The sequence below is a fragment of the Pseudomonas tructae genome, from assembly GCF_004214895.1.
Classification (GTDB): Bacteria; Pseudomonadota; Gammaproteobacteria; order Pseudomonadales; family Pseudomonadaceae; genus Aquipseudomonas; species Aquipseudomonas tructae.
The window spans coordinates 4,855,321-4,867,229 of sequence record NZ_CP035952.1; the positions used below are offsets into that span (position 1 = coordinate 4,855,321).

Annotated in this window: 8 protein-coding genes; 6 read left to right on the plus strand and 2 right to left on the minus strand. The window is 63.2% G+C overall.

Annotation, left to right across the window (positions count from 1 at the left end):
* The 3 genes from EXN22_RS22195 to EXN22_RS22205 all read left to right on the plus strand — a co-directional run bounded on the left by EXN22_RS22195 (nucleotide 1) and on the right by EXN22_RS22205 (nucleotide 6,129).
* Entirely contained in the window at nucleotides 1-3,153 is a 3,153-nt protein-coding gene (locus tag EXN22_RS22195) for an efflux RND transporter permease subunit (protein WP_130266077.1), read from the plus strand.
* Entirely contained in the window at nucleotides 3,150-4,604 is a 1,455-nt protein-coding gene (locus EXN22_RS22200; RefSeq protein ID WP_130266078.1) for an AdeC/AdeK/OprM family multidrug efflux complex outer membrane factor, read from the plus strand. The genes EXN22_RS22195 and EXN22_RS22200 overlap by 4 nt, the downstream gene beginning before the upstream one ends.
* A gap of 277 nt (nucleotides 4,605-4,881) precedes the next feature.
* Nucleotides 4,882-6,129 (plus strand): OprD family porin, encoded by a 1,248-nt coding sequence (locus tag EXN22_RS22205; protein ID WP_130266079.1) that lies wholly within the window; start codon nucleotides 4,882-4,884, stop codon nucleotides 6,127-6,129.
* 66 nt (nucleotides 6,130-6,195) lie between these two features.
* On the opposite strand, the gene EXN22_RS22210 is transcribed toward EXN22_RS22205, so the two are convergent.
* Entirely contained in the window at nucleotides 6,196-7,101 is a 906-nt protein-coding gene (locus EXN22_RS22210) for a TauD/TfdA dioxygenase family protein (protein ID WP_130266080.1), read from the minus strand.
* A gap of 181 nt (nucleotides 7,102-7,282) precedes the next feature.
* On the opposite strand from EXN22_RS22210, the gene EXN22_RS22215 reads away from it, so the two are divergent.
* Entirely contained in the window at nucleotides 7,283-8,209 is a 927-nt protein-coding gene (locus tag EXN22_RS22215) for a LysR family transcriptional regulator (RefSeq protein WP_130266081.1), read from the plus strand.
* On the opposite strand, the gene EXN22_RS22220 is transcribed toward EXN22_RS22215, so the two are convergent.
* The gene (locus EXN22_RS22220; RefSeq protein WP_130266082.1) at nucleotides 8,166-9,212 is read right to left on the minus strand and encodes an ABC transporter substrate-binding protein; all 1,047 of its coding nucleotides are present in this window, start codon (nucleotides 9,210-9,212) and stop codon (nucleotides 8,166-8,168) included. The two genes, EXN22_RS22215 and EXN22_RS22220, sit on opposite strands and share 44 nt — an antisense overlap.
* A gap of 277 nt (nucleotides 9,213-9,489) precedes the next feature.
* On the opposite strand from EXN22_RS22220, the gene EXN22_RS22225 reads away from it, so the two are divergent.
* Together EXN22_RS22225 and EXN22_RS22230 are read left to right on the plus strand one after the other, a co-directional pair.
* Complete coding sequence (locus tag EXN22_RS22225) at nucleotides 9,490-11,085, plus strand: ABC transporter permease (protein WP_130266083.1); 1,596 nt, start codon at nucleotides 9,490-9,492, stop codon at nucleotides 11,083-11,085.
* Nucleotides 11,082-11,906 (plus strand): ABC transporter ATP-binding protein, encoded by an 825-nt coding sequence (locus EXN22_RS22230; RefSeq protein ID WP_130266084.1) that lies wholly within the window; start codon nucleotides 11,082-11,084, stop codon nucleotides 11,904-11,906. The genes EXN22_RS22225 and EXN22_RS22230 overlap by 4 nt, the downstream gene beginning before the upstream one ends.
* The last annotated feature ends 3 nt before the right edge of the window (nucleotides 11,907-11,909 follow it).

The window sequence follows — 11,909 nt, forward strand, 5'->3', positions numbered from 1 at the left end:
ATGTCGAGATTCTTTATCGATCGCCCGATCTTCGCCTGGGTGATCGCCTTGGTGATCATGCTGGTCGGCGCCTTGTCGATCCTCAAGTTGCCTATCAACCAGTACCCGAGCATCGCACCGCCGGCCATCGCCATCGCCGTGACCTACCCGGGCGCCTCGGCGCAGACCGTGCAGGACACCGTGGTCCAGGTGATCGAGCAACAGCTCAACGGTATCGACAACCTGCGTTATGTCTCCTCGGAAAGTAACTCCGACGGCAGCATGACCATTACCGCGACCTTCGAGCAGGGCACCAACCCCGATACCGCGCAGGTCCAGGTACAGAACAAGCTGAACCTGGCCACCCCGCTGCTGCCGCAAGAAGTGCAACAGCAGGGTATCCGCGTGACCAAGGCGGTGAAAAACTTCCTCCTGGTCATCGGCCTGGTGTCTGAAGACGGCAGCATGTCCAAGGACGACCTGGCCAACTATATCGTCTCCAACATGCAGGACCCGATCTCGCGGACGGCCGGCGTCGGTGACTTCCAGGTGTTCGGTGCCCAGTACGCGATGCGTATCTGGCTCGACCCGGCCATGCTGAACAAGTATCAGCTGACCCCGGTCGACGTGCGCACCGCCGTGGCCGCGCAGAACGTCCAGGTGTCGTCCGGGCAGCTCGGCGGCCTGCCTGCTCTGCCCGGCACCCAGCTCAACGCGACCATCATCGGCAAGACCCGCCTGCAGACCGCCGAGCAGTTCGAAAAGATCCTGCTCAAGGTCAACCGTGACGGCTCCCAGGTACGCCTGAGCGATGTCGCCAAGGTCAGCCTCGGCGGTGAGAACTACGCGATCAGCGCCCAGTTCAACGGCAAGCCGGCCTCCGGCCTTGCAGTCAAACTGGCGACCGGCGCCAACGCCCTGGACACCGCCAAAGCCCTGCGCCAGACCATCAACGACCTGGAGCCGTTCTTCCCCGAAGGCATGAAGGCGGTGTTCCCGTACGACACCACGCCGGTAGTGACCGAGTCGATCAGCGGGGTAATCCACACCCTGATCGAAGCGATCGTGCTGGTGTTCCTGGTGATGTACCTGTTCCTGCAGAACTTCCGCGCCACCATCATCACCACCATGACCGTACCGGTGGTATTGCTCGGTACCTTCGGCATCCTCGCCGCTGCCGGTTTCAGCATCAACACCCTGACCATGTTCGGCATGGTGCTGGCCATCGGCTTGCTGGTGGACGATGCCATCGTCGTGGTGGAAAACGTCGAGCGGGTGATGGCCGAAGAGGGCCTGTCACCCAAGGAAGCGACCAAGAAGTCCATGGGCCAGATCCAGGGCGCCCTGGTCGGTATTGCCCTGGTGCTGTCGGCGGTACTGCTGCCAATGGCCTTCTTCGGCGGCTCCACCGGGGTGATCTACAAACAGTTCTCCATCACCATCGTCTCGGCCATGGCCCTGTCGGTACTGGTGGCACTGATCTTCACCCCGGCGCTGTGCGCAACCATGCTCAAGCCGATTGCCAAGGGCGAGCACCACGTCGCCCAGCGCGGCTTCTTCGGCTGGTTCAACCGCAACTTCGACCGCAGCGTGCGTAGCTACGAGCGCGGCGTCGGCAACATGCTGCGGCACAAGGCCCCGTACCTGCTGGCCTACCTGTTGATCGTGGTCGGCATGATCTGGCTGTTCACCCGCATCCCGACGGCGTTCCTGCCTGAAGAAGACCAGGGTGTACTGTTCGCCCAGGTGCAGACTCCGGCCGGCTCCAGTGCCGAGCGCACCCAGGTGGTGATCGACGAGATGCGCAGCTACCTGCTCGACAAGGAAGCCGATACCGTTGCCTCGGTGTTCACCGTCAACGGCTTCAACTTCGCCGGTCGTGGGCAGAGCTCGGGCATGGCCTTCATCATGCTCAAGCCGTGGGGCGAGCGTTCGGCCGAGAACAATGTGTTCAACCTGGCCAACCGTGCCCAGCAGCATTTCTTCAGCTTCCGCGACGCCATGGTGTTCGCCTTCGCCCCGCCTGCGGTACTGGAACTGGGTAACGCCACCGGTTTCGACGTGTTCCTGCAGGACCGTGCCGGTGTCGGCCACGACAAGCTGATGGAAGCGCGTAACCAGTTCCTCGGCATGGCCGCGCAAAGCAAGATCCTCTCGGCAGTGCGTCCGAACGGCCTGAACGATGAACCGCAGTACCAGCTGACCGTCGACGACGAGCGCGCCAGTGCCCTGGGCGTGACCATCGCCGACATCAACAACACCCTGTCGATTGCCCTGGGTGCCAGCTACGTCAACGACTTCATCGACCGCGGCCGGGTCAAGAAGGTCTACATCCAGGGTGAAGCCGGTGCGCGGATGAGCCCCGAAGACCTGCAGAAATGGTACGTGCGCAACGCCGCTGGCGAGATGGTGCCGTTCTCCTCCTTCGCCAAGGGCGAGTGGATCTACGGTGCACCGAAGCTGTCGCGTTACAACGGCGTCGAAGCCATGGAGATTCTTGGTGCGCCAGCCCCAGGCTACAGTACCGGTGAAGCCATGCTTGAAGTCGAGCGCCTGGCCGCGCAACTGCCAGCGGGTATCGGTTACTCCTGGACGGGCCTGTCGTACGAGGAGCGCCTGTCCGGCTCCCAGGCGCCAGCGCTGTACGCCCTGTCGCTGCTGATGGTGTTCCTGTGCCTGGCGGCGCTGTATGAAAGCTGGTCGATCCCGATCGCGGTCATGCTCGTGGTACCGCTGGGGATCATCGGTGCGCTGCTGGCCACCAGCCTGCGCGGGCTGTCCAACGACGTGTACTTCCAGGTGGGTCTGTTGACCACCATTGGTCTTGCGGCGAAGAACGCGATCCTGATCGTCGAATTCGCCAAGGAACTGCACGAGCAGGGCCGCAGCCTGGTCGATGCGGCCATCGAGGCCTGCCGGATGCGTCTGCGGCCTATCATCATGACCTCGCTGGCGTTCATCCTCGGCGTGGTACCGTTGGCCATCTCCACCGGTGCAGGCTCCGGTAGCCAGCACGCCATCGGTACCGGGGTGATCGGCGGGATGCTGACTGCCACCGTATTGGCTATCTTCTGGGTGCCATTGTTCTTTGTAAGTGTGTCGTCGCTGTTCGGTAGCAAGAAGCCCGAAGAGGACGCCACCCCTGAAACTCCACGCTATGAGGCTGGGCAATGAGTAAGTCCCTGTTGTCCCTGGCGGTCACCGCTTTCATTCTTGGCGGCTGCTCGCTGATCCCTGACTACCAGACCCCGGAATCGCCGGTGGCCGCGCAGTGGCCGCAAGGCCCTGCCTACTCGCCGACCGAGTCGGCCGAAGTGGCCGCCGCCGAACAGGGCTGGCGTCAGTTCTTCCATGACCCGGCGTTGCAGCAACTGATCCAGAGCGCGCTGGTCAACAACCGCGACCTCAAGGTTGCGGCACTGAACATCGATGCCTACCGTGCGCAGTACCGTATCCAGCGCGCCGACCTGTTCCCGGCGGTCTCGGCCAATGGCAGCGGCAGCCGCCAGCGGATGCCGGCGAACATGTCGCAAGGTGGTGATTCGAGCATCACCAGCCAGTACTCGGCGACCCTCGGCGTCAGTGCCTATGAGCTCGACCTGTTCGGCCGCGTGCGCAGCCTGACCGAGCAACAGCTGGAGAACTACCTGTCCAGCGAAGAAGCGCGGCGCTCGACGCAGATCAGCCTGGTGGCCAGTGTGGCCAACGCCTACTTCACCTGGCAGGCCGACCAGGCTCTGCTCAAGCTGACCGAAGACACCCTCAAGACCTACGAGGAAAGCTACCAGCTGACCTTGCGCAGCAATGAAGTGGGTGTGGCGTCGGCCCTGGACCTGAGCCAGGCCCGCACCTCGGTCGAAGGCGCGCGGGTCAAGCTGGCGCAGTTCCAGCGCCAGGTGGCTCAGGACCTCAACAGCCTGACCGTGCTGCTCGGTACCGGTGTACCGGCCAGCCTGCCAAGCGCCCAGCCGCTCGACAGCGACCTGCTGGCCGAAGTACCGGCGGGCCTGCCCTCCGACCTGCTGCAGCGCCGGCCGGACATCCAGGAAGCCGAACACCTGCTCAAGGCCGCCAACGCCAACATTGGCGCCGCTCGTGCAGCGTTCTTCCCGAGCATCAGCCTGACCGCCAATGCCGGTACCCTGAGCCCGGACATGGGTGGCCTGTTCAAGGGCGGCTCGGGTACCTGGCTGTTCCAGCCGCAGATCAACCTGCCGATTTTCAACGCCGGGTCCCTGCGTGCCAGCCTCGACTACTCGAAGATCCAGAAGGACATCAACGTCGCCAAGTACGAGAAAACCATCCAGACCGCCTTCCAGGAAGTCTCCGATGGCCTCGCCGCGCGCCAGACCTTCAATCAGCAGTTGCAGGCCCAGCGTGACCTGGTTGCCGCCAACCAGGACTACTACCGTCTGGCCGAGCGTCGCTACCGCATCGGTATCGACAGCAACCTGACCTTCCTCGACGCCCAGCGTCAACTGTTCAACACCCAACAGTCGTTGATCAGCGATCGCCTGTCGCAACTGGTCAGCGAGGTCAACCTGTACAAGGCCCTCGGTGGCGGCTGGTACGAGCAGACCGGTCAGGCGCAGCAGCAGGCTGCAGACCAGACGCCGAAAGGCTGAATGACTGCGCTGTAGAAGAGCCCACCCTTGGCGGTGGGCTTTTTTTTGCAATCGCGGTGGACAACAGCCCGTGGGAGCGGATAACTGCTAACCCACCCGTTACCGTTCGATTACCGCCCAATTCCGCCTGTAACGAATTGATTCATCCCCCCCTGCCCCGCACCATCGCTTCGCAGCTTTTACAAAGCCTATCCCCCAAAGATCGTAGCCCGGCCTGTGACCTCCAATCGTCGCAGCGGATGGCTTCGGCTTATATAAAAACAAGAGACAACACACCATGACCTCACCCGCACGACACCTGTTCCCCAGCTTTCTGGCCATGACTTGCACGCTGCCCGCCCTGGCTGGCGAGGGCGGTTTTGTCGAGGACGCCAAGGCCAGCCTCAACCTGCGCAACTTCTACATCAACCGCAACTTCGTCAACCCGGCCAACCCCCAGGGCAAGGCCGAAGAATGGACCCAGAGCTTCATCCTCGATGCCCGCTCCGGGTTTACCCAGGGCCTGGTCGGTTTCGGTGTCGATGTGCTGGGCCTGTACTCGGTCAAACTCGATGGCGGCAAAGGCACGGCGGGCACCCACCTGTTGCCGGTGCACGATGACGGGCGCCCGGCCGACGATTTCGGCCGCCTGGGTGTGGCGCTCAAAGCGAAGATCTCCAACACCGAACTGAAGGTTGGCGAGTGGATGCCCGTGCTGCCAATCCTGCGCTCCGACGATGGCCGCTCGCTGCCGCAAACCTTCCGCGGCGGGCAGCTCACCTCCCAGGAGATCACCGGCCTGAGCCTGTATGCAGGGCAGTTGCGCGGCAACAGCCCGCGCAATGACGCGAGCATGCAAGACATGTCGATGAACGGCCGGGCGGCCTTCACCTCCGACCGCTTCAACTTTGCCGGCGGCGAATACAGCTTCAACGACAAGCGCACGATGATTGGCTTGTGGAATGCCGAACTCAAGGACATCTACAACCAGCAGTACCTCAACCTGGTGCACAGCCAGCCTATGGGAGACTGGACCCTGGGCGCCAACCTGGGCTACTTCATCGGCAAGGAAGACGGCGCCGAACGCGCCGGCAAGCTGGATAACCGCACCGCCTCGGCGCTGCTTTGGGCCAAATACGGTGCCAGCACCGTCTATGTCGGCCTGCAGAAAGTCAGCGGCGACGATGCCTGGATGCGGGTCAACGGCACCAGTGGCGGCACCCTGGCCAACGACAGCTACAACTCAAGCTTCGACAACGCTCAGGAGCGCTCCTGGCAACTGCGTCACGACTACAACTTTGCCGGCCTTGGCGTGCCCGGGCTGACCCTGATGAACCGCTACATCAGCGGCGACAACGTGCACACCGGCGCCATTACCGAGGGCAAGGAATGGGCGCGGGAGTCGGAGCTGGCCTATGTGATCCAGTCCGGGACCTTGAAGAGCCTGTCGGTCAAATGGCGTAACTCGACCATGCGCCGGGACTACAGCACTAACGCATTTGACGAGAACCGGCTGATCATCAGTTATCCGATCAGTATTCTCTGATTGCTCGCGGGGCAAGCCCGCTCCTACAGGAAGAAACTGTGGGAGCGGGCTTGCCCCGCGATAATTTCAGGCCCCGCGAACCGTCCGGCTCCGCTGACCAGCCACCCCCACCGGGACGTCGCCCTGCAAGGTCACCCGACGCACCACTCGGCCCTGGGTACCGTAGTCGTCCACTGCGTAGTGCTGGGTTGCGCGGTTATCCCAGATCGCCACATCACCCGCCTGCCAGCGCCAGCGCACGGTGTTCTCCAGGCGCGTGACATGGCTTTGCAACAGGTTGAACAGGTGCGCCGAATCGCCCTGCGAATAGCCCTTGATGCGTTTGACGAAGTGCCCGAGCAAGAGGTTTTTCTCGCCGCTGACCGGGTGCACCCGCACCACCGGATGCTCGGTTTCATACACCGTCGAAGTGAAGATCTTGCGGTAGTTTTCCAGTTGCTCGAGGCTCACGTTGGGCTTGGCTGCAGAGTAGTCGTACTCGTTGCTGTGCACGGCCCAGAGCTGGTCAGCCAGAGCCTGCAACTCCACTGAAAGGTCCTGGTAAGCCGTGGCGGTATTGGCCCATACGGTATCGCCACCGGACGCGGGCGCCAGCACCGAACGCAGGATCGAAGCCTTGGGGTAGGCATCGACGAAGGTCACGTCGGTGTGCCAGGAGTTGGCCCGGCGCCCTTGGCCACCATCGAGTTCAAGCAGGTAGCGCGTGCCTTCACGCACCGGCACGGTGGGGTGGGCGATCGGCTCGCCGAGCAAGTGGGCGAAGGCTTCCTGGCCCTGGTCATCGAGGTGGGTCTGGGCGCGGAAGAACACCACCTTGTACTGCACCAGGGCGGCCTGAATGGCTTCGATCACAGCGGGCTCAAGGTCGGCGCTCAACTGCACACCGCGAATCTCGGCGCCGATACGCCCGGCTACCGGGTGGATGTCCAACACGTGGGTAACAGTTGCGACGGCGCGTGCGGCATTGCTCATGGTTTGACCCTCATCTGGCTGGTTGTGCGAAACGGCGTTGAAACCTCTGCTCTATTGATATGCAAATTAGCTCTAACAAATAAACAGATGCTTCGTTGACGGAATAAGAGCTTGCATTTAAAACCTCAGCCTGCGCGGCGGCAAATACCTTCGCCGTATTTTTGGAATGCCGGGAAAGCATATGGATCTTCGCCAACTGCGTTACTTCATCGCCCTCACCGAACACCGCAGTTTTGTCCGCGCCGCCGACGCGATGGGCATCACCCAGCCGGCCTTCAGCCGCAGTATTCAGGGCCTGGAACAAGAGTTCGGTTGCGTACTGATCGATCGCGGCAACAAGGACCTGCGCCCCACGCCCGAAGGTCAGGTGGTGCTGCAACACGCTCTGCGCCTGGTGCAGGGCGCGGCGCAGCTCAACAGTGAAGTGCAACAAATGACCAAGCTCGATGCCGGTGAGCTGCGCTTCGGCTGCGGCCCGGCGCCCGCGGTGCACCTGGTACCGATGGCGGTCGCGCGCTTTCTCGGTGCCCACCCCAGGGTGCGCACCTGCTTCGAGGTGGATAACTGGGAAAAACTCAGCCGCGCGCTGAGCCGTGAAGAGATCGAGTTCTTCGTTGCCGACATCCGTCATTTCGAGGCCGACCCGAACTTCCAGACCCAGCCGCTGAGCCCGCGCCGTGGCCTGTTCTTCTGCCGCCCGGGGCACCCGCTGCTGGCCAAGGACAGCCTGTCGACCAACGACATGTTCGACTACCCGCTGGCCACCACCCTGATCCCACCGGGGGTGCGCAAGCTGCTGGCCAACCTCAGCGGCAAGACCGACTTTGCCCCACAGGTGCAGACTGAGCACCTTCCTACGCTGGTAAAGATCGTGCTCGGCACTGATGCAATTGGCATCGGCACCGAAGAAGCCTTTGCCGAGGACATCGACCAAGGCCGCCTGGTGCGCCTGCACTGGCGCAACCTGCCGGCCAACCTTGATAGCCTCAACGCCCGCTGCGGCATTGTCAGCCGCAGCGGTTATCGCCTGTCTCCGGCTGCCCGGGCGATGATCGAAACCCTGATCAGCCTCGATCGGCAGCCAGAGGCGCAGGTGCTGGCCGGGTAGCCTGGGGCGCTAGCCACTGCTCGACTTTGAACGGTTTGCGGATCAGCCGTTGCTGCGCGGCGAGGTCCACCGAAGCCTGCAGTTTGGCCAGGAAGTCGGCATCCAGGGTCGAGGGGAAGATCTTGCTCAGTTGTTCATTCTGCAAGTCTTGCTCAAGGATCGCCGGCGGGTAACTGGCCAGCCCCGAGACCAGCTGGATATAGGCCTGCTTGTTGTCGTCCTGGGTCAGCCAGTGCACGGCCTGCTCCTGGGCGGCGAGCAGCTTTTGCACCAACTCGGGATGCTCATCGACAAAGCGCCCTGACCCCACCAGCACCGCCTGGACATTGCCGGCGCCGCCCAGGTCTCGGGTGTTCAGCGGCAATTCGGCAAGGCCACGTTGCTTGAGGGCGCTGACACCGGTCGAACCCCAGGTAGCGTCGATCTGTTTGGCAGCCAGGGCAGCAATCGCCGCGTTGAAATCCAGGTTGATGACTTTCAGGTCCTTCTCGCTCAAGCCCTGGCTGGCCAGGGCGGCATCGAACGACAGTTGGGTGGCGGTGCCGCGGAACACCGCCACGCGCTTGCCCTTGAGGTCTTGCAAAGTCTTGATGTTGCTGCCCGGTGCGACCCCCAGGTAGTGCTTGATACCGCGCCCGGTGGCGGCCAGCAGGCGGGTGTCGAGGCCATTGGCCTTGCCGATGATCGCCGCCAGGTCGCCGAGGTAGGCGAAATCGACCTGACCGTTGGCGAATGCCTCGTTGATCACGGGGCCTGCGCCCTTGAAGTAGTTCCACTGGATGCGGATGCCATCGGCGGCAAAGGCTTTTTCCAGCAGTTGCTGGTCGCGCAGCACATCGGTCACACCGCCGCCCGAATGCTGGCTGCCGGCGCTCAGGTCCGGCACGGCGATGCGGATCTCCTTGACCTCGCCAGCCTGGGCCAGCGGCGGCAGCCAACTGATCACCGCGGCCAGGGCGGGAACGGCAAACAGGTTGAACACACGGTTGATCGACAGGTTCATGGCACGCGACTCCTTGTAATGGTGCGACCACGCTACCGATAACGCTTACGATCAAATAAATACTAATAAATTACATTTTAATAACTATAAATCATAAAAGCCGCACCACGGGCCTTGCAGCACGCCATGCATCAGCCACAAGAAAAATATGCTTCGAATGCATTGGCTGCGCGTTGTGGCAGCAGCTTTAAATGCAGGTTCTTATCACCTAAATGAATCGATATTTACCCAGTAATTCAATTTAAGAATAAGTAAATAGCCAACGTCGGAGGTTTCCATGGCCCGAGCTTCACTCTCCAGCCTGCCACTGGCCAGCTCACCAGGCCCAACCGGTCGATTCGACGGACTGCCCCTGCGTCGCCTGCAAGCCTGGTATCTGCCGCTGTCATTGGCAGCATTGTGGTGGCTGGCCAGCCGCAACCAGTGGATGAGCGAACAGATACTGCCAGCGCCGAGCCTGGTCTGGCAGAGCGGCCTGGAGCTTGCCCAGGGCGAGCTATGGACGCATCTGGCGATCAGCCTGCAACGCCTGGCCCTGGGCCTGCTGGTGGGGGTTGCCAGCGGCGCCTTGCTCGGAGCCTGGCTGGGTTTCAGCCGCCGCGCCGAGCGCCTGGTACTGCCGACTTTCAATGCCCTGGCGCAGATCCCGACCCTGGCCTGGGTGCCACTGTTCATGGTGCTGTTCGGTATCGGCGAGGTGCTCAAGCTGGTGGTGCTGGTCAAGGCGATCATCGTCCCGGTCACCCTGCATACCCTGGTCGGCGTGCGCGATGCCCAACCACGGCTGCGCGAGGCGGCCACAGTGTTGCGCCTGCCGCCGCATCTGCTGATCAGTACATTGATTTTTCCCGCAGCCCTGCCGGCTTTTCTTGCCGGCGTACGCCTGGCCCTGGCCACCGGCTGGACATCGTTGCTGGCGGTGGAACTGCTGGCCTCCAGTGAAGGCATCGGTTACCTGATGGTCTGGGCCCGGCAGTTGTTCATGCTCGATATCGTCTTCGTCTGCATCCTGGTCATCGGCCTGCTGGGCTTTGTCATGGACCGTGGCCTGGGCTGGCTCGACCGGCGCCTGGTGCACTGGCCGCACCCGCCCAGCGCCGAGCTGCGGGTGTCACGCTTGCAAGGAGGCCAACGCCTGCAGGCCTTGCTCCTGCCTTTGGCACTGCTGGCGCTGTGGCAACTGGCCAATCAACTGGACTGGGTCGACACGCAGATTCTGGTCGCCCCGCTGCAGGTCTTGCAGACCACCGGCAATGGCCTGCTCGACGGCTCGCTCAGCGGCGCCCTGGCCATCAGTGTCGGCCGGGCCCTGGGCGGCTTGTTGCTCGGTGGCAGCCTGGGCGTTGTCCTGGGCCTGTGGCTTGGGCTGTCGACACCCGCCGAACGCCTGCTCGGGCCAAGCCTGGCCGGCGTGCGGCAGATCGCGATCTTCGCCTGGGTGCCGCTGCTGACCGCCTGGTTCGGCCTCGGTGAACTGGCCAAGTGGGTGTTCGTCGGCCTGGCGGCATTCTTCCCGCTGTTCATCGCCACCCAGCGGGCAGTGGCCAACCGTTCGTCACAGCTGGAGGAAGCCGCCCGCGTGCTGCACCTCAATTTGCCCCAGCGCCTGCGCCGGCTGGTGCTGCCGGGCGCTGCGCCGGGGATTTTCGCCGGCCTGCGCATCGGCCTGATCTACGCCTGGCTGGGCACCATCGGCGCCGAATACTTCATGCCTTCGGGCGGTGGTATCGGCAGCCTGATGATCGGCGCCCAGCAGTTGCTGCGCATGGACATCATCATGGCCGGGATGCTCCTGGTCGGCCTCACCGGCGCGCTATTGGGCGCCCTCGGACAACACCTGGAATTGCGCGCCACGCGCTGGAGACGAGCATGAACGCCATCGCCCACCCTCTGGTCAGTTTCAATCAGGTCGGCAAGCACTTCACCGTGGCCGACGGCGAACTGGAAGCCATCCGCGACTTCAACCTGCAGATCGCCGACGGTGAGTTCGTCGCCATCGTCGGCGCCAGCGGCTGCGGCAAATCCACCCTGCTGCGCCTGCTGATCGGCCTGGACCACGACTACCAGGGGCAGATCCTGGTCGACGGCCAACCGCTCAATGGCATCGGCAGCGAACGCGGCATCGTCTTTCAGGAGCACCGTCTGTTCCCCTGGCTGACGGTGGCACAAAACATCGGCCTGGGCCTGGTCAACGAACCGTTGAACCCCTCGCAGCGCCAGCAACGCATCGACCAATACATCGCCCTGGTGGGCCTTGAGGACTTCAGCCAGGCCTACCCGCATCAGCTCTCCGGCGGCATGGCCCAGCGCGTGGCGATTGCCCGCGGCCTGGTGGCCAGCCCGCGCATCCTGCTGCTCGACGAGCCCTTCGGCGCCCTCGACGCGCTGACCCGCCAGCAGATGCAGGACGAGCTGCTGGCAATTCGTGAGCGGGCACGGATCACCACCCTGCTGGTAACCCACGATGTCGAAGAAGCGCTGTTTCTCGCCGACCGCGTGGTGGTGCTCGAGCCACGCCCCGGGCGGATCAGGCGCATCGTCGAGATCAACCTTGCGCACCCGCGCCAACGCGGCAGTTATGCCTTCCACCGCCTGCGCGAAGACCTGCTGCACGAACTGACCGCCGACGCGCGCTATCTGCCGCCCGTGCCGGAACAGATCCGTGACCTGCCCTTGACCTACCTTGCCTACTGAGAC

Excerpts from the sequence above, each read along its gene's own strand:
- EXN22_RS22195 (WP_130266077.1), top strand. The coding sequence starts at position 1 with ATGTCGAGATTCTTTATCGATCGCCCGATCTTCGCCTGGGTGATCGCC.
- EXN22_RS22200 (WP_130266078.1), top strand. The coding sequence starts at position 3,150 with ATGAGTAAGTCCCTGTTGTCCCTGGCGGTCACCGCTTTCATTCTTGGC.
- EXN22_RS22205 (WP_130266079.1), top strand. The coding sequence starts at position 4,882 with ATGACCTCACCCGCACGACACCTGTTCCCCAGCTTTCTGGCCATGACT.
- EXN22_RS22210 (WP_130266080.1), bottom strand. The coding sequence starts at position 7,101 with ATGAGCAATGCCGCACGCGCCGTCGCAACTGTTACCCACGTGTTGGAC.
- EXN22_RS22215 (WP_130266081.1), top strand. The coding sequence starts at position 7,283 with ATGGATCTTCGCCAACTGCGTTACTTCATCGCCCTCACCGAACACCGC.
- EXN22_RS22220 (WP_130266082.1), bottom strand. The coding sequence starts at position 9,212 with ATGAACCTGTCGATCAACCGTGTGTTCAACCTGTTTGCCGTTCCCGCC.
- EXN22_RS22225 (WP_130266083.1), top strand. The coding sequence starts at position 9,490 with ATGGCCCGAGCTTCACTCTCCAGCCTGCCACTGGCCAGCTCACCAGGC.
- EXN22_RS22230 (WP_130266084.1), top strand. The coding sequence starts at position 11,082 with ATGAACGCCATCGCCCACCCTCTGGTCAGTTTCAATCAGGTCGGCAAG.